We start from the raw sequence: 23,125 nt of genomic DNA, 5'->3' as shown, positions 1-23,125 counted from the left end.
ACCCTGCGGAGAGGCACCACCGTGAACCACCACCCCGGCCCCGTCGTGACCACCGCTCAGGGAGCCGTCCGCGGCCTGCGCCAGGGCGACACCACCGCGTTCCTGAACATCCCCTACGCCGCCGCGCCCCGCGGCGCCGGCCGGTTCGCGCCGCCGCGGCCGCACGAGCCGTGGGACGGCGTACGGGACGCCACCGTGCCCGGGCCCAACGCGCCGCAGTCCGAGCGCAGGCTCGGCAGCGTGGACATGTCCCCTTACTTCGGTGCCGGTTGGAGCCGCGGCGAGGACTACCTCACCGTCAACGTCTTCACGCCCGCAACCGGCGACGGCGGCCTGCCCGTCATGGTGTTCGTCCACGGTGGCGGATTCGTCGCCGGATCGACGCGGTCCGCGCTGTACGACGGCTCCGCCTTCGCCCGCGACGGCGTCGTCCTCGTCACCCTCAACTACCGGCTCGGCATCGTCGGGTTCCTCGACCTCCCCGGCGCGCCCGCCAATCGCGGGCTGCTCGACGTCGAAGCCGCGCTGCGCTGGGTGCGGGAGAACATCGCCGCCTTCGGCGGTGATCCGGACAACGTCACCCTCTTCGGCCAGTCGGCGGGGGCGACCGTCGTCGGCGGTGTCCTCGCCACCCCGGAAGCCGCAGGCCTCTTCCATCGGGCGATCGTCCAGAGCGGCAGCGGCCTGGGTGCCTTCACCACCGAGCAGGCCGCCCGCGTCACCCGGGCGGCGGCCGACGTCCTGGGCGTCGAACCCCATGCCGACGCCTTCGCGGAGCTCCCCGACGAGCGCCTGGTCGAGGCCGCCTCCCGGCTCGCCGGCATCGACCTGCGGACCGGGACCCACCGTGACCCGCTGATCGGGCTCAGCCCCTTCAGCCTGGTCCTCGACACCCAACCCGCCGAATCCGTCGCCGCCGGCCTGAGCACCGGCATCGACCTGCTCATCGGGACCAACGCCGAGGAAGGCAACCTCTACCTGGTCCCGGTGGACAAGTACGCCACCTCGACCGCCGAGGACGTCGACGACGCGGCGGCGCGCTCGCACCCGGACGCGGCCCGGCTCGTCGAGACCTACCGGAGGACACGCCCCGAGGCGTCATTCGGCGAGCTGCGCTCCGCCATCATGGGCGACGCGCTGTTCGGCGCGGGCAGCTGGGCCCTGGCCGGGGCACACGCCGCACATGCCCGGTCCGCCACGTACGCCTACGAGTTCGCCTGGCGCTCCCAGGCCCTGGACGGAGAGCTCGGCGCCACCCACGCGGTCGAGCTGCCCTTCGTCTTCGACCTCGCCCACCTCCCCCGGCTGCACGGCCCCGCCGCCCTGCTCGGGCCCGGCAAGCCCCCCGCGGATCTCGCCGCCCGGATGCACCAGACCTGGGTACGGTTCGCGAGGACCGGCGACCCCGGCTGGGACCGGTACGACACCCGGCGCAGGTCCACCATGCGCATCGACGCCGAGTGGACCCAGGTCGACGACCCCCGCAGCCGGGAACGACAGGCCTGGCGCTGACCCTCTCGTCGGAGTGGAGGTCTTCGCCGCTTTGTCAGCCGTGCTCGTTGTGGGTGGAAGAGGTGTCCTCGGGAGGCACGGTACGGCCGCCGTCGCTTCCGCTGATGATCACACCGATGAGGGCGGCGATCACCCCGACGACGGCCAGACGGCCGCTCAGGCGCAGGGCCCAGCCCGTCGGTGAGCCGGTGTGGGCGCGACGGCCGCGCAGCTTCTCCGAGCGCCGTGCCGGCTGCAGCAGGCGCAGCAGGAGGAGCGCGGCGATGGGGAGCTGGAGCAGCCAGATCGCGGTGCGGAACCAGCCGTCGTACCAGACGTTCGTGCCGTAGAGGAGGGTGTGCCAGACGCTCAGGACGTACACGGCGATCACGAAGCGGTGCAGGACGCGCCAGGTCCTGGGGCCGATGCGGTGCCTGATGTAGAAGAGCAGGCCCAGAGGGATGGCCAGGTAGAGGGCCGCCTGCCCCAGGGGGATGGCGAGCTTGCCGGTGCCCGAGTCGTAGCCGCCGGGGACGAAGGTCTCCACGAAGGCCGTGGCGACCGCGGAGTGCCAGCGCGCGGTGTCGGACCGGACCAGCTGGGCGGCGAACAGCAGCGCGTGGGCGGCGATGAGGGCGATGGTGTTGAGGCTGGTGGTGCGGTGCAGGCGTTCCAGGCGCCGGCCGGACAGGTGCAGCCAGGAGGGGCGGGGGCCGGAGAGCAGGAGTCCGAGGACGACGGTGATCCAGGCCCACAGCAGGGCGGACCAGCCGAATGCCTGGCTGAGGAAGTACATCCAGAACTCGCCCGTGTCGGTCATGAAGGGCATGACGGACACGGTCGAGGAGGTCTCGGCGCGGATGCGTGCGTACAGGAGAGCGAAGACGGCGCCGGTCACGAGCAGTGCGATCAGGCCGTCGGGTACCGAGGCACGCAGGTCGGACCGCAGGGTGGGGCGTCGCTGCCGGTCACCGGCCTCGACGACGGGGTCGTCGGCCGGTCCGGAGGCGGGCTGCGCTGGTGATGACGTCATCGTGCGGCCTTTTCCGTCGCTTCGGCTGGTGAGCGGGTGCCTCGGCTTTCCGGGCACGAGTGTGCCCGGTCGCGCTGTTGGATGAGTCGGAGGGCGAGGGACGAAAGTTCCCGCCATCGGCACGTGGCGTGGGTCACGCGGAGGAAGTGCCGTCTCTCTTCTTCGCGATGGCCGCCGCCGCTCTGCGGATGACCGTGCGCCGCCGGGCTCCGGGACCGGCCGCGCTGCGACGGCGGCGTACCACGGACGCCAGCAGGACGGGAAGAAGCAGGGCTTGGACGCATACGGCGAGCCAGAACCCCCGGGCCGAGCCCATCGCTTCCGCGGCCGCGTACACCTGGCCGCCGACCACCGCACTGCCGAACGCTCCGAGGCCGGCCGCCAGCCGCTGCCGGCCGAAGACCGTGGCCGGTGCCGCGGTCGAACGGGCCAGCGCCTCCAGGTCGTTCTTCAGGAAGAGCACGACCTCGCCCACGCACATGAGCGCCGCTCCGGCGCCGATGCCGGCGTATCCGCCGTAGGCGATGACGGCCGTCCCGGCCGCCATACTCCCGAAGCCCGCCTTCACGGCGTCCCGGTAGGAGAGCGCGGCGATCCGCCCTGACAGCAGCGGCTGGGCGACGACCAGGAGGCAGGCGTAGCCCGCCAGCACCGCCCCGTAGTAGCCGGCCGAGGTGCGCGGGACGGCGTAGAGCGCCAGGTAGTGCTGGAAGAACATGAAGACGTACACACTCAGCACGGTCACGGCGAAGGGCGGCAGGCCGTCCTCGTGCCGCTGGGGCAGGCCGGCGTCGCCGGTGGCCTCCCGCGCCCCGTCGGCCACGGGACGCACCACGGCCGGAGGCAGCAGTGCGTGGCCGGTGCCGACGAGCGCGAACAGCGCGGTGACGCAGGAGAACAGCACAGTGGGCGAGCCCATGACGAGGGGTGCCGCGGCCGGCGGGCCGAGGGCGATGCCCGCGTTGAAGGCCGACCCGCTCGCCGACAGCAGGCGAGGCCGGTCGGCTTCGCCGGCGCCCTCCACCAAGTACGCCTTGTTCGCCGGGAGATACAGGGCCGCGCCGCAGGAGACCAGGAACAGGGCGCCGACCGCGAGCGCGGGGCTGGTCATCCCGGGCACGAACGCCGCGAACCCGGCCGTCCGCACGGCCAGTGCCGCCAGCATGGTGGCCCGCAGGCCGATGCGCGCGGCCAGCGCGCCGGAGGCCACTCCGCCGGAGAACTGCACCAGCGAGGCGACGGCCAGCACGATGCCGACCGTGCCGAGCCCCAGTCCGAGCCGCTGGTGCAGCAGCACGGACATGTACGGCAGGACGGCGAAGCTGCCCAGGGTGATCAGGAAGGAGGCGGCGAGCAGAAACGCCTGCGGGCCCGTGACCCGCCACCCGCCGGGCCGGGGCTTACGGGCCACTGTCGGCGACGACGGGGCACACGCGGGTGGCCGCGCTCCATGCCCGGTGCTGCGCCAGCTCCGCCGTCGCGGCTTCGGCCAGCACGATGCCGGTGCAGCCGCGCTGGTCCCCCACCTGCGGCAGCACGTCTCCCGGCGCCCGGGTCGGGTACCAGCGCGCGTCTCCGGGAAAGGCCGCCAGCTCATCGAGCCCGTGCCAGCCCTTGAGGACACCCGGACGGTCCGCGTAGACGAGAACGAAGGCGTGCGCGGGGCCTGTGTGGTCGAGCGGGGCGTCCATGAGGCGCGGTCTGCGGCCCAGCGCCTCCTCCATCATGGCGGTGTACACGTTGGTGCCGAGCGAGCGGCACATGACCTCCCCCACCAGGGCGCCGCCGATCCTGCGGTTGATCTCGACGAGTTCCGGTCCCTCGGTGGTGAGGACGAACTCCACGTGGGCGAAGCCGCTGTGATGCCCCGCCGCGTGCAGGAGGTCTCCGGCCCACTGCTCGATGGCGGCCGAGTCGGCCGGTGGCAGCGCGACGGGGAAGGCGGCGGCCTCCTCGCGCACCGCGGGCTGCCGGGACGTGTGCCGGCTGAGGACGCCGAGCAGCCGGGTGGCGCCGTCCCAGCTGAGGGTCTCGGCGCTGTAGAGCGGTCCGGCCAGGAACGCCTCCGCGAACAGTTCACCCATGAGCTGCTGACGGGCGGCTTCGTCGAGCGCGCGGCGCAGCGCTTCCTCGTCGTGGGCGATCCAGACATTGCGGGAGGAGGTGCCCGCGGAGTCCTTGAGCACCGCCGGCAGACCGACCGCACGGCGCACCTCGTCGGCGCTGTCCGGACTCGCCGCGACACGCACGGCACCGCTTCGGCTCAGTCCTCGGCGGTGCAGAAGCTCGCGTACCCGGTACTTGTCGCGGAGCAGCCGTACCGCGTCCGGATCGGGGCCGGGGAGCCCCAGCTCGGCGGCGAGGTCGGCGGCCGGCACGCTCCAGGTGTCGGTGGTGTTGAGCAGGCCGGCCAGGCCGGGCAGGGCCCCCAGCGCGCTGCGGGTCGCCGACTCGTCGAAGGTGTCGACGTCGACGACGGTGAGCGCGCCGTCGGGCAGGGTGTCGAGTTCGTGCCGGTAGACGGACCGGTCCGCGGTGAGCAGGCACAGCCTGTGCCCTGCCTCCGCCGCCGCCGCGGACATCCGGCCGAGCCCGAAGGACAGGGATTCCAGGGCCGCGATGGTCACGGCGTCACCTCCACGGGCGAAACGGGTTCGACGCCGGTCGTGCCGGAGCGTCGGCCGGGCCGTACCGTCGCGGGATCGGGACGCCGCCCCCACTCCATCACCGACCAGGGCGGACGCAGCTCGTCGAGGGTACGGATGGGCCGGGGCCTGAGGGTGCGCAGGTCCTGGGCCTCGGTGTGCCGGGCGAAGACCCGTTCGGCGTATCGGTGGCCGGTGTCCGCACCCAGGACGAGGTGCAGGCGCGCGGGATCGCGCTCCGCCTCCCAGGAGGAGACCAGGTGTGCGGCTCCGGTCGACAGGCCCGCGAAGGTCGCGTGTTCCTGCAGGAGGCCGATCGCTCCGGCCATGGCGTGCCGGAAGTCCAGCCAGTGGATGGTGTCGTACAGCTCGTGCCGCACGTTCCCGAAGGGGATGGAGCTTCCGATGCCCGCGATGATCGCCTCGGGATCGCTGAAGTGCTCACTGCCGAAGGTGACGCTGCCGAACGGCTGGATCCCCACCAGGCGCACCGTCCTGCCCGTCTCCCGCAGCGCCTGCACCAGCCCGCCGGTGGACGCCCCCGTACCGACCGCTCCGACGACGGTGAGGGCCGCGTCGGGCAGTGCCGCTGTGACGAGGTCGGCGAACTCCCGGTATCCGGCGTAGTGGACGGAGTCGTGGTACTGCCGCATCCAGTGGAAGTCGGGGCGGTCGGCCAGCAGTTCGCGGACACGGCGTACGCGGCGTTCCTGGTCGAGCTTGAGGTTCTGGGACGGAGGCATCTGGTCGACCGTCGCGCCCAGGACCTCCAGCTGGGCGCGCATGACCGAGTCGACGGTCGTGGACGCCACGATGTGGCACCGCAGGCCGTACCGGTGGCAGGCCATGGCGAGCGCCAGGGCGTAGATGCCGCTGGAGCTGTCGACGAGGGTCTGTCCCGGGACGATGCGCCCGCGGCGCAGCAGCGTGCGCACGGCGCCCAGAGCCGCGTAGACCTTCATCGTCTCGAAGCGGGCGAGCACGACGTTGCCGCCGAGCCGGATCAGGTGCGGCGCCTTCAACGCGTCGGTGATGTGCTCATGGACGGGTGCGGCGGTGGTGACGGGCGTGGGATGGTGGTTCTCGTGGTGCGGTGACATGGTGTACCGGTCCTCCGGGGCTGCGGGCGCCGAGCGGTTGGCCACGAGCGGGCGGCAAAGGCAGGCGTGCGCGTGAGGCTGCCGTCCCTGCCGGGGCGGGGCGGACCACGCGCAGAGGCACCCGGCCGTGGAGCGACGCGTGCGGAGTCGGTGGTTCGCCTCACTTCTTGCGTCCCCGGACGATCAGCCGCCGGGAGTGGTTGTCGTACGCGCAGCCGTCGAAGCCGCCGAAGCACTCGACGTCCGAGAAGCCGGCGGTCACGAACAGGTCGTGCAGTTCGGCGGCACTGTAGAGGTAGGACGTCACGGACGCCGTGCGCGCCGAGGTGCCGCGCACCAGCGTCCAGTCGGTCCGAAGCCTGCGCCAGCTGTCGAGGACGACGTCCCGCTGGACCACGTACGAGCCGTCCGGCAGGTCGACGGCCTGGGGCCGCCCGATCCAGCCGGCCAGGACCTCCTTGCCCATGACGTCCACGAGGAGCTGTCCGTCGGGTGCGAGGCTCTCCCATGCGTTGCGCAGGACCCGGAGGTTGTCGTCCGGGTCGTCGAAGTACCCGAAGGACGTGAACACGTTCAGGACGACGTCGAATGCCTCGGGAGCCGTGTACGTGAGCATGTCCCCTCGTACGAGCCGCACATCGGCACCTGCCTCCTCGCAGGCGCTCCTCGCCCGCTCCAGCATCGGCTCACTGAGGTCGACGCCCGTGACGTCGAACCCCCGGGCGGCCAGCGGCACCAGGAACAGACCCGGACCACAGCACAGGTCGAGCACCTTGGACCCCGGGGGAAAGCCGAAAAGAGGTGATGTGGCCACCAGCTCGGCAACGGACTCCGCGCGTGCCGGGGAGAACATGGCGGGCGCGAAGTCGGACCACAGGGAGTCGTCCTCGTACCACTTCAAGACGCTCGGCCTCCTCTTGGACCCATGGGCCCCTCCTGCCACTCCCGTCGTTTCAGTAGTCGGCCGCTCGCGGCGGGTGGTTCCCGGCGGTTCACGACGGCGGCGAGGGCCTCGGCGTCGCGTGCGGTCGACGCCAACACCCCTTCAGTTCTTGCCAATTGCCGTGGCATGGTTCACACGAGCCACGGTGAGTGGCAGGCTCGATCGCCGTCCGTATCGATCCGTATCGATCCGGCAGGAGTACCCGTGACGCGAGAGGCGCGGATGCGAGGATGAGTCCGCCATGACTGTCGGCTGGGGCTGTCGCGCGACAAGGGCTGCGGTGTTCGCAGCCGTCTGTGTGCTGCTCGCCGCCCTGGGACATCGCATGATGTCGGACTCCACGGTGCCCTGGTGGGCCATCGCCGCGGCATTCGTGGGGGCGGGTGGCATGGCATGGTGCCTGACCGGGCGAGAGCGCGGACTACCCCTCGTCGCCTCCGCCGCGATGGCCGCCCAGACCGCCCTGCACGTGTGGTACTCGCTGGCCGAGACGGCTGCGCGGCCCCACCGGCCGGCCCCTGCCATGCCCGCCGCTCACCACCACGCCCTGTGGAACGGCACGCCGCCGGAACACATGGCCCACCAGGGGCCCATGGACCCCGACATGGCAGGCATGTCGTCGACCGGCATGGTCGCGGCCCACCTACTGGCCGCGCTGCTGTGCAGCCTGTGGCTCGCGTACGGCGAACGCGCCGCCTTCCGCATCCTGCGGACACTCGCCGGATGGCTCCTCGCACCGCTGCGGACGCCCCTCCTGCCGCCCGCCCCACCGCACCGTCCGCGCGTCCGCCCGCGCCGGAACCGAGCCGCCCGTACGCCGCGGCAGGTCCTTCTCGTCCACGCCATCACCTCTCGGGGCCCGCCCGCCGGCACCGCTGTCGTCTGACAGCCGGTTTCCCGATGCCGCCACGGCGCTCCGCGTCCGGACGGCCCGGGCATCGGCCGTACGCCTCCGTGCGGTCGTACGTCGATCGTCTCCGCGTGGCCGCACGCCATCACCGCGCCCGCCGCCGTTCACCGCCGGGCCCGGATTCCCGAGAAGGACGCCAGATGATCACTCCTGCCCTGCCCACCCCGCCGGACGAGTCGACGACGGCCTGGGCTCTCGCCGCCCGCGGCGGTGACGCCGAAGCGGTCGAACACTTCGTACGGGCCCTGCACCGCGACGTCCGCCGCTACGTGACGAGCCTCGGTGCCGACCCTCAGGCCGCGGACGACCTGACCCAGGACACCTTCCTGCGGGCCCTCACCAGCCTGCACCGCTTCGAAGGCCGCTCCTCGGCCCGCACCTGGCTGCTGACCATCGCCCGCCGCACGGTGGTCGACAGCCTCCGGTACGCCGCCGCCCGGCCCCGCCTGTCGGACACGGCCGACTGGCAAGCCGCCGCCGAACGCGCCCAGCCACACGGCCTGCCCGGCTTCGACGACGGCGTCGTCCTCGCCGATCTGCTGGCCGGCCTGCCCGACGAACGCCGCGAGGCCTTCGTCCTCACCCAGTTGCTCGGGCTGCCCTACGCGGAAGCGGCACTCGTCATCAACTGCCCGGTGGGGACGGTGCGTTCCCGGGTGGCTCGCGCCCGCACCTGCCTGATCGAGTGGCTGAACGCCGCCGAGCACCCCGCGCCGATGCGCTCCGCGGCCTGACCACCGACGACCCGGCCCCTGGGCACGGCGCCGAGCCACCGGGACGCGGCACTTCGAGGCCGATTCCCGCGTCGCGCAGCCCGGCCCCGGGGCCGAGCCGGCGGAGCAGCGAATGCAGCGGTCCGCCGGCCCCCGGGCCCGAGTGTCCGCTCTGTGGCAACCCCTGGCGCCCGGAGGCCGGCTCGTGCCGATGCGTCGGCGGTGTTCGCTCTCGCCGGCTACACCACCGCCTTCGTCCCGCTCGCGGTCGCGGGTGTGCGTGCCGTGTCGCCGATCTCGTCGAGTTCGCGGTCGCGGTGGTCGGGGGCGTAGGCAATGGCCACCATGGCGACGAGGGTGGTCACAATGGCGAAGGCGATCACCATCCAGAGGCTGCCGTCGGCCCACAGCACCATCGCTCCGGCGAGGGCCGGGGTGAAGCTCGCCAAGAGGATGGACGCCATCTGGTAGCCGATGGAGATGCCGGAGTAGCGGACCGCGGTCGGGAACATCTCGCAGTACAGGGCGGGCAACGGCGCGTACACCATGGCGTGGCCCAGGGCCAGGAAGAGCACCACGCCGGCGACGATCGCCCACAGCCGCCCCGTGTGGACGAGTGCGAACACGGGCCATGTGGTGATCACGATGAGGGTGCCGCCGATGAGGAAGGTGCGGACCCGACCGATGCGGTCGGACACGGCGCCGAACACCGGGATCATCACGATGTTCACCGCTGCGCCGATCATCGACGCCGTCAGGCCGTAACTCTTGGGCACCCCCAGCGTGGTGGTGACGTAGGACAGGATGAACGTCGTGAACAGGTAGTAGTTCCCGGCCTCGGCAAACCGGCCGAAGACCGTGATCAGCAGCGGCCTGCGGTGATCGCGGAAGAGGACCGCCGCGGGCGCCTTCCGGCGTTCCAGCTCGGCGTCCATCTTCGCCTTCTCCGCGAGGAACGCCGGGCTCTCCGTGGCCCGCAGACGGATCGCGAAGCCGACGCCGGCCAGCACCGTGCTCAGCAGGAACGGCACACGCCAGCCCCACGTCTCGAACGCGTCGCCGGACAACCACGCCGCAAGCGAGACCGCGGCCGTGCCCAGGAGCAGCCCCGCCGAGACCCCGATCTGCGGCCAGGCACCGAAGTAGCCTCGCCGTGCTCGCGGCGCGTTCTCCACCGCGATGATGGCCGCCCCGCCCCATTCGCCGCCCACGGCGAAGCCCTGCGCCAGGCGCAGCACACACAGCAGCAGCGGTGCCGCCACCCCGATCTGTTCGTACGTCGGCACGAGACCGATCGCAGCGGTCGCGACAGTCATGATCGAGAAGGTGAGTATCAGCGTGGACTTGCGCCCGATACGGTCCCCGAGGTGCCCGGCGACGAACGCGCCGATCGGGCGGGCCAGGAAGCCCACACCGAACGTGGCGAGCGAGACGATCTGACCGATGCCGGGAGCGAGGTCCGGGAAGAACAGATGCCCGAACACGAGCGCCGCGGCGACGCCGTAGATCGTGTACTCGTACCACTCGACGATCGCGCCGATGGTGCCGGACTGCAGGGATCGGCGTCTGACCTGCTCCGGTGTCAGGGTGGCGGCGGTGGCCATGGGATCTCCGTTGATCGGGGACGAAGCGGGGGGGGAACGGGGACGATACGGGGACAGTCGGAGGACGTGCGGGAACGGGGCGGGGCGGCCGCTGTCCCGCCGGGCGGGGTCAGGCGCCGGTGGCGCTCGCATAGTGGTCGGTCCAGGTCAGCGGGGCGCCGGCGTACTTGGCCGCGCGCACGTCACCGGAGCGGGCGTGGCCCTCGAACAGCTCGACGCGGGCGGCCCGGCCGCACAGCTCCCCCAGCGCCGCAGAGGCCTTCGGGTCGCGGACCTCCTGGTAGGTGACGGTGCGCAGGTACATGCCCACCCACAGGCCACCGGTGTAGCGGGCCGCGCCGCGGGTCGGCAGGACGTGGTTGGTGCCGATGACCTTGTCGCCGTAGGACACACAGGTGCCCTCGCCGAGGAAGAGGGCGCCGTAGGCGTGCATCTTGTCCAGGGCCTCGCGGGGGTTCCCGGTGAGGATCTGGACGTGCTCGTAGGCGAAGGAGTCGGCAATGCGGTAGGCCTCGTCGAGGTCGTCGGCCAGGATGATCCGGCCGTGGTCGCGCCAGGCCGGGCCGGCGATGTCGCCGGTCTGCAGCCCGGGCAGGATCTCCTCGATGTGCTGCTGCACGGCGGTGGCGACACGCTCGCTGGTCGTGATCAGCACAGCAGGCGAATCGGGGCCGTGCTCCGCCTGCGAGAGCAGGTCGACCGCAGCGACGAACGGGTCGGCGGCGTCGTCGGCGACGATCAGGATCTCCGTGGGTCCGGCGAACAGGTCGATGCCGACCTCGCCGAACAACTGCCGCTTCGCCTCGGCCACGTAGGCGTTGCCCGGTCCCGCCAGCATGTCCACGGGCGTCATGCTCTCGGTGCCGACACTCATCGCGGCGATCGCCTGGACGCCGCCGAGGATGTGGATCTCGTCCGCGCCCGCCAGATGCATCGCGGCAACGGTCGCCGCGGGGATCTCACCCCGGATCGGCGGGGTGCAGGCGACCACGCGCGGCACACCGGCCGCCTTGGCGGTCACGATCGTCATGTGCGCGGAGGCGGTCAGCGGGTAGCGGCCGCCGGGGATGTACGCGCCGACGGACCGGATCGGCACGTGGCGGTGGCCGAGGAAGACGCCGGGCTCGGACTCGATCTCGATCTCCGTCATCGATGCGCGCTGGGCCTCGGCGAAGCGGCGGACGTTGGCCTGCACGGTCTTGATGTCTTCGATGACCTGCGGGTCGAGGCTCTTCATGATCTCGGCCAGCTGTGCGTCGTCGAGACGGAAGGACTCCGGCTCCCAGCGGTCGAAGCGCGCCGAGAGCTCACGGACCGCTTCGTCGCCGCGGCTGCGGACGTCCGCGATCAGCTCGCGGACGGTCTGTGCGACGGCGTCGTTGCCCGAGGGGGCGGTGGAAGGGGTGGCAGCGGCCTTGATGGTGCGGGACACGCCGAGCTCCTCACTCGTTGATGGATACGTATCCATTGGATACGTATCCACAGCATGGGAGACGGACGGCTCGATGGTCAAGGGGTGATTCGCGGGCAGTTCGGAAACCGTTCACGTGGAGGCTTCGCCCGGATCCGGGGAGACTGGCGAGATCCTCGCGCGGTGCGCCAGGGCACGGCGCTGGCCGCAACCCTGGTGCGGGAGGGACGGCCCGGGAGTTCGGAGCCGGGCCGATCCGTTCAAGTGACCTGTCGCAGGAAGAAGTTCAGTCGGGGCCGCACGAGAGCGTGCACACCGGCGCGAGCCGCACGGGATCAGGCAGGAGGCGCGGTGGTGGAGCGTTCCACGAACTCCACGGGAAGGATCTCGTGCCGGTGCGGCAGGTCCGGATTCTCCAGCCGGTCCAGGAGCAGCTCCACGCCCACCTGCGCGATCCGTTCCAGCGGCTGGCGCACCGTCGTCAGGTCGATGCGCTCCCACGCCGACAGCGGCACGTCGTCGCAGCCCACTACGCTCAGCTCCCCCGGCACCGCGACGCCCGACGCCGCGGCCGCGTTCAGTGCCGCGTACGCCATCACGTCGTTGTGGCAGAACAGTGCCGTGGGCCGGTCGGCGCTCACGAGCAGGGTGCGCACCGCCTCGTACGCGGTGGCGTAGTCATAGGCTCCGTCGATCTCCGTGAGGGTGACGCCGCGCGCGGCCGCGACCCTGCGGCGGAAGGCGAGACCGCGCTGCTGGGCGGTGCTCGCCCCGGCCAGGCCGCGCACCATCGCGATCCGCCGGTGACCCAGGTCCAGCAGATGCTCGGCCGCGAGCTCGCCGGCGGTCGGGTTGTCGGCCTCGACCTGATCGGCCGGGAAGCCCTCGAGCGTGCGGTGACACAACACCACCGGGATCCCGTGACCGACCGTCCGGTGTGCCAGGGGCTCCCCCTCGGCCGCCGACGTGAACACGACCCCGTCGACTCCTTCGCGGCGCAGCAGCGCGAGCCCCTCCTCGGCCGACATCACATCGGTGACCAGCGACAGTCGCAGGCCGCGCTCGTGCAGAACGTGCTCCATCGCCTTGACCATCACCGGGTAGAACGGGTTCGTCAGGTCCCGGATCACCACTCCGATCAGCCCCGAACGCGCACCCACGAGACTCCGCGCCGCCTGACTGGGCTGGAAGTCGTACTTGGCGACCACCTCGAGCACCCGGCGCCGGGTCTCGGGAGCCACACTCCCCCCGTTCAGAACGCGCGAGACCGTCGACTGCGCGACACCCGCCTCCCGCGCAATCTGCACGCTCGTGACAGTGGGCCGCCGCGCCATGTGTCCTTACCTCCGGGTCGTGTCGAGGCAAGAATACGGACCCCTGTCGGACGTGCGCTCCCCCCATCCGCACACCGGGCCGCGATGCGCCGCGGGCGCCGTCGGCGAACGCCGCCCTCGGCCGGGAACTCGAGGGGAGAGGACCCGCCGACCGTGGTGCCGCCACTGTCGGCAGGTGACCGGACGGAAGAGGGTCATTGCTGGCCGGCGAAGCGAGCAGGTTGCAGGGCCGGAAGACGCGTACGGCCGATCAGACGTCCGGGGCGGAAGTCCGCCAGGAGGTCGTCGGGCTCGCCGGTGAGCAGCTCCTGCGCGGCCAGCCTGCCGAGCAGGGGTCCGAGGGTGATGCCGCTGTGGGTGGCGAGGGTGTAGATGCGCGCGCTGTCGCCGAGGAAGCCCGCGACCGTGAGGCCGTCGGCGGGCAGGGCCCGTTGTCCGACACGCAGCGATTCCAGCCGGGCGCCTTCGGTTCCGGCGAGCAGGTCGGTCAGGCGGCGGCACAGTTCGCCGGCGTGCCGGCCGTCCACGGCGGGCGGGGCCGTCGGGTCGGCGTCCGCGTCCAGGTCGAGGCCCTGCACGATCAGCCGTCCGGCGCCGTCCGGGCGGACGTTGAGCCGCGGTGTCGTGAGCACGCGGTCGAGGCGGGCCGGGAGCGGGTTGGTGTAGCCGAGCAGGCCCACCGTGGCCGTGCCCGCGGCATCGGGGTCGGCCATGGGGATGCGGCGGCCGGCCGCCGCGGTGAGGGCCTCGGTCCAGCGGCCGACCGCGGTCACGACCGCGTCGGCCTCCGCGGCGGTGCCGTCGGACAGCTCGATGCGCACTGCGTCCACGGTCTCGTACAGGCCTGTGACGTTCGCCGGACGGCGCAGTCGGGCGCCCAGGTCCCGTGCTTCTCCCCACAGGCGGGAGACGAGCAGGGCGGGAAAGACATGACCTTCCTCGGGGTAGTGGGCGATGTGCTCGACGTGAGGTGCGAGGCGCAGGTCGGGGACGAGTTCGCGGGCCTGTCGGCGGGTGATCCAGCGCACGGGGTAGTCGCGGTCGACGAGTTCGGCGACCGATGCGGCGAGCCGCTCGGTTCCTGCCGCGTCCTCGGCCCACTCCAGGTTCCCGTTGCGGACGTACCAGGCCGGGGCAGCTCCGGGTCGCTGGGCAAGAGCGTCGTGCTCGAGCATTCCGGCGATGTTGAGGTCGTGGTACGAGCGGGGGTTCTTGTTGTGCGAGTTGGTCCAGGCGAACGAAGTGGCGGAGGTGCCGGCCATGGCGGTGGTCCGTTCGAAGACGGTGACCTCGGCCCCCCTCCGCGCCAGGGAGCAGGCGGCGGCGGCGCCCAGTACACCGAGTCCGATCACAGCGATCTTCATGCGTTGCTCACAATCTCTTGCGGGACGGCGGGGGTGCGCTTGTCGGAGGTTGTCGCGGTCAGCAGCAGGAGGACGACGGCCGAGGCCGCGATGCCGTACACCGCGTACGGCACGGTGGTGCCGAGCAGTTGGGCGCCGCCGCAGCCGACGAGGCCGGCGACCATGCTGCCGATCGCCGCGGCAGGCCGCAGCCGGCGACGGCGGTGCAGCACGTAGCCGAGGAAGATCGGTGCGGCAAGGGCGGCCGCGGAGTAGGCGTACGACGCGACCAGCCACGTAAGGGCGCTGGGGAACGCGATCGCAAGGAGTGCCGCGAGGGCTGCGACGACGCAGGTGATGAGGCGTGAGAGCGCGACGGTGCGGCGCTCGCCCGGCTCCCGGCCGGCGACGGTCTGGTAGACGTCACGCGTCAGGTTGGCCACGGTGGACTGCAGGGCGGCACCGCTGGTGGCCACGATCGTCGCCACCAGGAAGGCCGCGAAGAGAACGAGCATCCAGGTCGGAAGCTGGGTGAGCAACCACCCCGCCGCGTCCTCCTGGTTGGACAGATCCGGATTCATCGCGTGCACCGCGAGGCCGATACAGCCTGCGTACACCCCGCTGACGAGCATGGTCAGTCCGGAGAACGCCAGACCGCGACGTGCGTCGGAGATCCTCTTGGTGGCGAACACCCGCTGGTAGTAGAGCTGATTGGTCAGGGTGCCGGGAATGATCGCCGCGGCCCACAGCCAGATCTGCTGCCACCCGACCGCCGTCACCCCCGCTGGGCTCCACAGCCGCTCCGGCACCGTCTCGGTGATGCGACTCCAGCCGCCGGCCAGGTGGATCCCGTAGAACGCCACGACGAGCGCCATCGCGATCTTGAAGAGTCCGAAGACGAAGTCGGCCCATGCCACCGAGGTCAGCCCGCCGGGCAGGACGAAGGTGAGCGAGGCCAGCGTGATCACCGCGACGAGCACGGGCGCCGGTATCCCGGTCAGCTGACCGAAGAGTTTGGCGAAGGCGACGAACTGGGTGACGATCCAGCCGAACGGGACAGCGAGCGCGGCCAGGGCCGCGATGGCGGTGACCAGTCTGTGCTGCCCGAACAGCCGGGTGACGACGTCGGGAACCGTGGTGAAGCTCTGTTCGCGCAGCCATCTGGCGATCAGCGTCAGCAGGAGGAAGCCGACAAGTACGCAGCCCTCGTAGATGAATACGGACCACCCCGAGCGGTAGCCGATCCCGACGTGGGCGATGAGTACTCCGCCTCCCGCCGCGGCGGCGAACTGGGTGATGACGACGACGAACAGCGGGAGCGACTCGTTGGCGGAGAGCCAGTCACGGGATGTCCTGGCGCGGCGTCCGAAGTAGAGGGACATCGCCGCGCCCCAACCGATCACCAGCAGACTGGCGATGCTGATGCCGATGATCTGTCCGGTCGAACCTGTGTGCATGAGGTGCCTCCGGCGGCCGGGCGTCGCTGAGGCGGCCCGGCTCGTGTGGGTGATGTCGTGCTCGGGTGCCGCCATGGAAAGGCGCCGCGCAGCACGAGTCCGGTGGGAGGGGGAAACCACGCCCGGAGCGTCCGGGCGGGGCCGAGGCAGTGCACAGGCAGGGCAGTACGCCCGGCCGGGGTGGTCATCTGGAGCAAGGCCCTCGGTGAGTGCGCCGGAGGGTCCGGCAGTGGCCGGACAGCGGCCACCGTGGCCGCGCAGGTGTCCGGGAGGGCGACCTGATCCGTTCAACGGGCACGCCACTTCCTCTCGGCGAGCGTGCCGCCGGTCAGGGTGACGGGTGGAGAGGGGTCGGTGCCGGGTGAGGAGCGGTCGGTGCCTGGCCGTCTGACGATTCGCCGCGGGGCAGGTGGGGAGTTGCCGGACAGACCTCAGGAGTCCGCAGGAGGCTGCACGGTGTGTTCGAGGAAGAACTCGACGAGGTCCGGACGGCTGATGTCCCACCGTGCCTCGGCGAGTTTGCCGTCGGACAGCCAGGTCAGGCGACGCAGCCGGATCACCGCCTGCCCCTCGGGCACACGGAGCCGGGTCGCGGTCTGTGCGTCGAGTGCGATCGGGTCGATGTAGACGCGGGACTTGGCCGCCGGGACGCCCAGCCGGGCGAAGTAGTCGTGTGTGGTCAAGTGGTCAAGGTCCTCCTCCTGCAGTCGGGGGGCGAGTGCGAACGGGATGGCGGAGAGCTCTACCGCGATCACACTGTCATCCAGGTCGTATTTCAGCCGTCGCAGTCGGTGCACCGGCGTGTCCTCGGCGATGCCGGGCATGGACACGCCGGCGTCGCGGGCCGGGACGACCGTCGCGGACTCCACGGCGTGCCGGCCCGGGATCTCCGGGCCCCGCAGTGCCGGGTTGACGAAGCGCAGCAGGTTTTCCTGGCGTGCCCCGTCGGTGACGAAGCTGCCCCGTCGGCGGTGGCGCTCCACCATTCCGGCCTGCGCCAGTTCCGTCAGTACTCGCTGCGCGGTCGCGCGGCTGATCGAGTACTGCTCCTGGAGCTCGGCCTCAGTGGGCAGCCGGCTCCCGGGCGGGAGGGCGCCGGAACGAATCTGCTGCTCGAACTCGTGGCGGATGCGCAGGTACACCGGGACTGCCATGGCCAGAAATGTAGGGGGCTCTCAATTGACCGGTCAATACCCGTTTTTTGCAGTCAATTCGAGGGGATTTCACGTGGTCGTCGACGACAGCCGGGGCGCGCCGGAAGGGTCCTGCCGGCGGGTTCGCCGGGCATTCCGGGCGGCCCGTCATGAGCCCCTGTGGAACGCCTCTTGACGGCTCCTCAATTCACGTTGATTCTTTGGATACGTATCCAGCGATGCGCGGGAACCGACATGTCCCGCACCCGAGGGCTGCCACCACGCCGCCTGCCCGTTCCACGACGACCGCACCGGCAGGCCGTGTGCGGAGCCGATCGCCAACGCAGGAAGCCGCAGTGCGGCGCGGCGCGTCACCGGCCCCGACGCCCACGACCGAGCGGCTCGGCCGACATGGCACCGGCCCCTGCTCTGCGAGCAGACGACTCCACGAGGAGAGTGCATGCCCAGCACAGTGACCACCCGCCGGACGCGCGGCGCGATGCCCAGGCATCTGCGGGTTCTCGCGGCCGCCGACCGCGAGGGCCTTCCGGCCGTCTCCGGGCCTCTCCCGGACACCGCGTCCTCACACGCATTCGGTGCGGCCGCATACGAGGACGTCCCCGAGGACCTCGCCAAGTCCGGCTACACCGAGGGCGAATACATCATCAGCGGCATGGCGAACGTCTACGACTGGCCACAGCCCGGACCCGCCGTCGTCCGCACCCCGAGGGCTCCGTACACCACGCGCATGCTGGTGCGACGTCCCGCCGACCCGAAGAAGTTCAGCGGGCGGGTCGTCGTCGAGATGCTCAACCCGTCCAGCCTCTTCGACCTCAACATCGGCTGGGCGCACATGCACCGGCAGCTGGTACGGAACGGCGACGCCTGGGTCGGCGTCACCGTCAAGCCCACGTCCATGCAAGCACTGAAGAACTTCGACCCGCAGCGCTACAAGGACCTCTCGCTGGCCAACCCGCTGCCGCTGAGCGACCCGCGCAACTGCGGCAAGGTCGCGGCCGACTCGTCCCGCACCACCGAGAACGGCCTTGCCTGGGACATCTACACCCAGGTCGGACTGCTGATGCACAGCACGTCCGCGACGAACCCGCTTTCGTACGACGGGCGCACGACCGTCCGCCGCGTCTACGGGTTCGGGTACTCACAGACCGGTGGCTACCTCTACAACTGGATCAACGGCGTTCGGCCTCTCGCCGAGAAGGCGAACGGAGGGCGGCCCATCTATGACGGCTACCTCATCGCGGGCGCCGGGGGCTCCTTCGTCGGAATGGTCCCCATCAACCAGTGCGCTGCGGTCCCACCCGCCGGTGCCCCCCGGTACCAGCTGAAGAATGTCGGGGTGCCCGTCATCCATGCAATGACGCAGTCCGACTACCTTACCGGCATCGACTCCCGTCGCCCCGACAGCGACGCCCCCGAGGACCGCTACCGCCACTACGAAATGGCCGGCACCGGGCACTCCAGCCCCGACCACCCGTACTACTCGGCCCGCCCCGCGGATGTCGCCAAGGCCGGGCGCGAGGTCCCGCGGATGAACTGCAACGAGGGACCGCGCAGCCGATTCCCCAGCTACATCTTCCTCGACGCGATGCTGCGGAACCTGGAGCAGTGGACCGAGAACGGCGTAGCCCCACCGCACGCGGCCCCCGTCACCGTGGAGAACGGCGAGCCGGTGCTGGACGAGCACGGCAACGTCACCGGCGGCCTGCGCTCCCCGTACCTGGACGTCCCCACCAGCACCTGGTACGGCAACTCCACCCCCGATTCCTGCGACATCGCCGGGCACGAGGTGCCCTTCTCCCGGGCCGAGCTCGCCAAGCTGTACCCGTCGCACGGCGCGTACGTGGCAGCGGTGTCGGCGAACACCCGGCGCCTGGTCGCAGGCCGCACGATCACTCCCGAGGACGGCCGCGCGCTGATGCGGGAGGCAGCGGCGTCGGACGTCCCGTAAGGCCACTGCGGCTCCCCGCACTTCGGTGGCACCGCCGCCGGGGTGCCGGGACGCCGTGATGTCGCGGATGGGCCCCGACTCCGCCCCCCGGGGAAAGCAACCGGGCCGTCGCGGCCGGGCGGACCACGCCGGCCAGAACTCGTACCGGACCCGGCCGACGATCGCCCCGATCCGAAGAGCCCGCTCGTCGGCGGAGTCGAGCAAGAGCCGGCGCGGGGTCCGCTCGACCGGGATCAGGTCGTCGGCCGGGCGACGGAGCGGACCCGGGCATCCGGCGGACGAGCCGGCCGTGGAGCCAGTGGCGAGCATGGACAGCGGCGCGGGTGGGCGGGGGCCTCGCGCGGAGTGCGGGTTGCGGGCGAATCGGCGTCTGCATCCGGCGCAGGCGGCGTAGCGGAGGGGAGCAGGGCATGTAGACCTGCGAGGACTGATCCGCTCTGCCGTCCCTCCCCTTGCGTCACCGCTGACCTGGGCGGCAAGAACCGTGAGGCACCACTCGGCGGCCCCCGGATCGCTTTCCGGCCCGGCTGGGCCAGCCGGGAAGGCAGCGGACCGGCGTCCCGACTGGGGAGCACCTGAACGGGCTAGTTCCCCGCGCGGCCCCCGTGTTCCGGCGGGGATTCTTTATTCGGGCCGTCCAAGGCGCTCGTTCGCGTGCGCAATGTGCGCCGGTGACCCGTAGTGCCCGGCCCGGCGAGCCGTGGCGCGGGCCGTCGCGCCTTCCGGGGACCCGAGGGAGGAAGCACAGGCATGGAGGCGCCCGCGCAGACCGGCGTGACGGGGCTGGCGGTCTTGGACCGAAACCTGGCGCGGAGCTTCGCCCGCAAGGGTCCGGACGGAGTCGCCGCGGCAGTTCGTGACCGCGCTGGAGCACCCCCGCAGGCTGCTGATCACGGGGAAGTCCGCCCAGGTCACCGACGAGGTCGTCGAGGAGTTCGCGCCCACGTCGACGGCGAGCCGTGCCGCACCCGATGTGCGGGCGGTTTCCACGCGCAATGGGCCGAGCCCGGCCGTCCCCAGACCCGGACGCACGCCGGGGCGGCGTAGGCGCAATCAGACGCGGCCCGCTGCCGGTGGGCCGCCACCACTTTTCGAGAGGTGCTCGCCCGATGCAGATCGATCTCAGTGGACGTACCGCGCTGGTGACCGGGTCGACAGCGGGAATCGGGGAGGCAACCGCGGAGGCGCTGGCCTCCGCCGGGGCCGACGTCGTGGTCAACGGCCGTAACCCCGACCGTGTCGCCGAGACGGCGGAGCGGATCGGCGGACGCGGCGTCACAGCCGACGTCGGGACGGCCGAAGGGACGGCCGACCTGATCCGGCAGCTGCCCGAGACCGACATCCTGGTCAACAACACCGGCATCTTCGAGACCAGGCCCGTGTTCGACATCCCCGACGCGGACTGGCTGCGGTTCTACGAGGTCAACGTGCTCTCCGGCGTGCGCCTGGCGCGCCACTACGCACCACGGATGGCCCAGCGGGGATGGGGCCGTGTGATCTTCGTCAGCAGCGAGGCGGGCATCCAGACGCCGACGGACATGGTCCATTACGGGATGACCAAGACGGCACAGCTGGCCGTGTCCCGCGGCATGGCCCAGGAGGTCGCCGGCTCCGGGGTCACGGTGAACTGCGTGCTGCCCGGGCCGACGATGAGTGACGGCGTACTGGCCATGTTCGACGACCTCTATCCCGGTCTCGACCCCGGTGAGCAGGAGCGGCGCTACCTGGCCGAGAACCGCGCGGCCGCGTCCCTGCTCAGACGCCTGATCCGTCCCCACGAGGTGGCCAGCATGATCACTTACGTGGCCTCGGAGCAGGCCTCGGCGACCACGGGCAGGGCGCTCGGCGCCGACGGCGGTCTCGTCCCCACGATCCTCCCCTGAATCGGACGCCCGGCGGGGAGCCGGCACCATGCCGGACGGCTCGCACCCGACGCGTCCGCGGGCGCCGGAAGCCAGGTCAGGCGGTCGCACTGGGGGTGATCGACGGTGCCCGTCCTCTGCGTCCTGTTCGCCTTCCTCGGCTCGTCGAGCAACACGATCGGCACCGTTCCCTGCCGTTGCTCCGGCTTCCAGACCGCTCGCGCCGACCCAGCCGGTCTTCAACCTGCAGTTGCCGTCCGCCCTGATGATCGGCGCGCTGCTGCTCCGGCCGCACCAGACCTGTACCGAACGTGAGGCCTCCACTGCTTCGGGACGTCCCTTTGTGCACGACAAGACCGACACGCTCGACATCCATGGCTGCGCTCGGCCGGGAGCCCCGGCGACCCACGCGGCGTCTCCCACGGGATGCGGCGCACCGTATCGGCTCGGGCGGTCATCGGCGGACACCTTCGGCTTGCGAGCCCTCAAGGAGCGAGTGAGGTTGACGGTGGCGCCGGTCTCGGGCTCGGAGAGCCATTTGCATTACCCGGCGTCTGCAATTATTGTCTTCTTTCGTAAGGCGCTCCTGCAACTAACTGGCCGCACGTCCGGCTCCCCGCAGAGCCGCCAACCGCAGAGGCATCCGTTCCCCCTCATGCCTCACCCCGACCGGGGATGCCATCGGACCCCGGCAGCACTGATCGAAAAGGCACTTTCATGTCCCTCAAGGAAATCCTTCCCGGCCGTCTCGGCTTCGGTACCGCCCCGCTCGGCAACATGTTCCGCGCGATCCCCGACGACGAGGCCACTGCCACCGTCGAGGCCGCCTGGGACCAGGGCGTCCGCTACTACGACACCGCCCCCTTCTACGGCGCCGGCCTCTCCGAGGAGCGCCTCGGCAAGGTCATCTCCACCAAGCCCCGCGACGCCTACGTCCTGTCCACCAAGGTCGGCCGCGTCATCCTCGACGAACTGGAGGAAGGCGCCCGCGACCTCGGCGAGAAGGGCGGGATCTTCGAGCACGGCAACCCGAACAAGATCGTGCACGAGTGGACCGCCGAGGCCACCGAGCGCTCCATCGAGGACAGCCTCAGGCGCCTCGGTGTCGACCGGCTCGACATCGTCTGGGTCCACGACATCGCCCAGGACTTCCACGGCGATGCATGGCTGCAGAAGTTCGAGGAGGCCCGCACCGGCGCCTTCCGCGTTCTGTCCCGCCTCCGGGACGAGGGCGTCATCAAGGCCTGGGGTCTCGGCGTCAACCGCACCGAACCCATCGAGCTGACCCTCGCCCTCGACGAGCCGCAGCCCGACGGCTTCCTCCTCGCCGGCCGCTACACCCTCCTCGACCACGACCACGCCCTCCAGCGCCTGCTGCCCATGGCCCAGGAGCAGAACGTCGACATGGTCGTCGGCGGACCCTACAGCTCCGGCATCCTCGCCGGCGGCACCCACTTCGAGTACCAGCAGGCGCCGCCGGAGATCATCGACCGGGTCGGCAAGCTCAAGGCGCTCGCCGAGAAGCACGGCGTGAGCATCAAGGCCGCCGCCCTGCAGTTCTCCCTCGCCCATCCGGCCGCCGCCGCGGTCATCCCCGGCGCCACCCGGCCGAGCCGCATCGCGGAGGACGTCGCCGCGCTGAACGAGGACATCCCGGCCGCGTTCTGGACCGAGCTCCGTGCAAGCGGCCTGGTCAGCGCTGCCGCCCCGCTCCCGAACGGCGCCTGACCTCCCACTTCCCCACCCCCCACACAGCACGACCTTCAGGAGAAGGATCATGGCTTCCACCTCCGTCAGCCGCATAGTCCCGGCCCCGCCGCAGCAGGTCTGGAACCTCATCGGCGGATTCGACGCCCTGCCCGACTGGCTCCCCTACATCCCCGAGAGCACCGCCCTCGAAGGCGGCCGCGTCCGCCGGCTGACCAATCCCGACGGCGACACGATCATCGAGCGGCTGGTCGACTTCAACGAAGCCGAACGCCACTACAGCTACGCCATCCTCCAGGCTCCGTTCCCCGTCAACGGCTACGTCTCCACCCTCCGGGTCCACAGCGTCCCGGGCCGCGACGACGTCGCCGAGGTCCAGTGGTCCGGACGCTTCAACCCCGACAACGCCACCGAGGACGAGGTCGTCGACCTCTTCACCGGCATCTACCGCGACGGCCTCGACGCCCTCC

At 71.3% G+C, this 23,125-nt stretch carries 18 protein-coding genes; 7 read left to right on the top strand and 11 right to left on the bottom strand.

Annotated elements, in window-relative coordinates; translation table 11 throughout:
* Positions 1–21: 21 nt before the first annotated feature.
* Positions 22–1,512 (top strand): carboxylesterase/lipase family protein, encoded by a 1,491-nt coding sequence (locus H0H10_RS35880; RefSeq protein WP_188185382.1) that lies wholly within the window; start codon positions 22–24, stop codon positions 1,510–1,512.
* A 34-nt stretch (positions 1,513–1,546) separates the two neighbouring features.
* Here the strand turns inward: H0H10_RS35880 and H0H10_RS35875 are convergent, their stop codons facing one another.
* The 5 genes from H0H10_RS35875 to H0H10_RS35855 form a co-directional block, all read right to left on the bottom strand.
* Positions 1,547–2,524 (bottom strand): ferric reductase-like transmembrane domain-containing protein, encoded by a 978-nt coding sequence (locus tag H0H10_RS35875; protein ID WP_188185381.1) that lies wholly within the window; start codon positions 2,522–2,524, stop codon positions 1,547–1,549.
* 133 nt (positions 2,525–2,657) lie between these two features.
* Positions 2,658–3,935 carry an MFS transporter gene (locus tag H0H10_RS35870; protein WP_188185380.1) on the bottom strand — a complete coding sequence of 426 codons (1,278 nt, stop codon included), beginning with the start codon at positions 3,933–3,935 and terminating at the stop codon, positions 2,658–2,660.
* Positions 3,925–5,151 (bottom strand): ATP-grasp domain-containing protein, encoded by a 1,227-nt coding sequence (locus H0H10_RS35865; protein ID WP_188185379.1) that lies wholly within the window; start codon positions 5,149–5,151, stop codon positions 3,925–3,927. Before H0H10_RS35865 ends, H0H10_RS35870 begins: the two co-directional genes overlap by 11 nt.
* A complete protein-coding gene (locus H0H10_RS35860; RefSeq protein ID WP_188185378.1) occupies positions 5,148–6,269 on the bottom strand; it encodes a pyridoxal-phosphate dependent enzyme in 1,122 nt (373 codons plus the stop codon). Before H0H10_RS35860 ends, H0H10_RS35865 begins: the two co-directional genes overlap by 4 nt.
* Positions 6,270–6,429: 160 nt before the next feature.
* On the bottom strand, positions 6,430–7,170 hold the full coding sequence (locus tag H0H10_RS35855) for a class I SAM-dependent methyltransferase (RefSeq protein WP_188185377.1): 741 nt from the start codon (positions 7,168–7,170) through the stop codon (positions 6,430–6,432).
* A 283-nt stretch (positions 7,171–7,453) separates the two neighbouring features.
* Between H0H10_RS35855 and H0H10_RS35850 the strand changes: the two genes are divergently transcribed.
* Together H0H10_RS35850 and H0H10_RS35845 are read left to right on the top strand one after the other, a co-directional pair.
* Positions 7,454–8,098, top strand: a complete 645-nt coding sequence (locus tag H0H10_RS35850) for a hypothetical protein (RefSeq protein ID WP_188185376.1) — start codon at positions 7,454–7,456, stop codon at positions 8,096–8,098.
* A 164-nt stretch (positions 8,099–8,262) separates the two neighbouring features.
* Positions 8,263–8,856 (top strand): sigma-70 family RNA polymerase sigma factor, encoded by a 594-nt coding sequence (locus tag H0H10_RS35845; protein WP_188185375.1) that lies wholly within the window; start codon positions 8,263–8,265, stop codon positions 8,854–8,856.
* Positions 8,857–9,074: 218 nt separating this feature from the next.
* On the opposite strand, the gene H0H10_RS35840 is transcribed toward H0H10_RS35845, so the two are convergent.
* The 6 genes from H0H10_RS35840 to H0H10_RS35815 all read right to left on the bottom strand — a co-directional run bounded on the left by H0H10_RS35840 (position 9,075) and on the right by H0H10_RS35815 (position 17,138).
* Positions 9,075–10,439 (bottom strand): MFS transporter, encoded by a 1,365-nt coding sequence (locus tag H0H10_RS35840; RefSeq protein ID WP_188185374.1) that lies wholly within the window; start codon positions 10,437–10,439, stop codon positions 9,075–9,077.
* Positions 10,440–10,548: 109 nt separating this feature from the next.
* Positions 10,549–11,871 carry a histidinol dehydrogenase gene (gene hisD / locus H0H10_RS35835; protein ID WP_309141971.1) on the bottom strand — a complete coding sequence of 441 codons (1,323 nt, stop codon included), beginning with the start codon at positions 11,869–11,871 and terminating at the stop codon, positions 10,549–10,551.
* A gap of 314 nt (positions 11,872–12,185) precedes the next feature.
* On the bottom strand, positions 12,186–13,184 hold the full coding sequence (locus tag H0H10_RS35830; RefSeq protein WP_223180955.1) for a LacI family DNA-binding transcriptional regulator: 999 nt from the start codon (positions 13,182–13,184) through the stop codon (positions 12,186–12,188).
* A gap of 194 nt (positions 13,185–13,378) precedes the next feature.
* A complete protein-coding gene (locus H0H10_RS35825; RefSeq protein ID WP_188185371.1) occupies positions 13,379–14,548 on the bottom strand; it encodes an NAD(P)/FAD-dependent oxidoreductase in 1,170 nt (389 codons plus the stop codon).
* On the bottom strand, positions 14,545–15,984 hold the full coding sequence (locus tag H0H10_RS35820) for a sodium:solute symporter family protein (RefSeq protein WP_188185370.1): 1,440 nt from the start codon (positions 15,982–15,984) through the stop codon (positions 14,545–14,547). The genes H0H10_RS35825 and H0H10_RS35820 overlap by 4 nt, the downstream gene beginning before the upstream one ends.
* Before the next feature lie 431 nt (positions 15,985–16,415).
* Positions 16,416–17,138 (bottom strand): GntR family transcriptional regulator, encoded by a 723-nt coding sequence (locus H0H10_RS35815; protein WP_188185369.1) that lies wholly within the window; start codon positions 17,136–17,138, stop codon positions 16,416–16,418.
* A gap of 439 nt (positions 17,139–17,577) precedes the next feature.
* Between H0H10_RS35815 and H0H10_RS35810 the strand changes: the two genes are divergently transcribed.
* The 4 genes from H0H10_RS35810 to H0H10_RS35795 all read left to right on the top strand — a co-directional run.
* The gene (locus H0H10_RS35810; RefSeq protein ID WP_188185368.1) at positions 17,578–19,086 is read left to right on the top strand and encodes an alpha/beta hydrolase domain-containing protein; all 1,509 of its coding nucleotides are present in this window, start codon (positions 17,578–17,580) and stop codon (positions 19,084–19,086) included.
* A 1,109-nt stretch (positions 19,087–20,195) separates the two neighbouring features.
* Positions 20,196–20,969: an SDR family NAD(P)-dependent oxidoreductase gene (locus H0H10_RS35805; RefSeq protein ID WP_188185367.1), complete on the top strand. Its 774-nt coding sequence runs from the start codon at positions 20,196–20,198 to the stop codon at positions 20,967–20,969.
* Between the two features lie 696 nt (positions 20,970–21,665).
* A complete protein-coding gene (locus tag H0H10_RS35800; protein WP_188183217.1) occupies positions 21,666–22,676 on the top strand; it encodes an aldo/keto reductase in 1,011 nt (336 codons plus the stop codon).
* Between the two features lie 49 nt (positions 22,677–22,725).
* Positions 22,726–23,125, top strand: a 400-nt coding sequence (locus H0H10_RS35795) for an SRPBCC family protein (RefSeq protein WP_188185366.1), incomplete at its 3' end; no start/stop codon positions are given.

Origin of the sequence: Streptomyces griseicoloratus (genome assembly GCF_014534645.1) — a bacterium.
In the GTDB taxonomy this organism is placed as follows: domain Bacteria; phylum Actinomycetota; class Actinomycetes; order Streptomycetales; family Streptomycetaceae; genus Streptomyces; species Streptomyces griseicoloratus.
The sequence above is the reverse complement of the archived record's forward strand: the minus strand, read 5'-3'. Positions and strand labels throughout refer to the sequence as shown.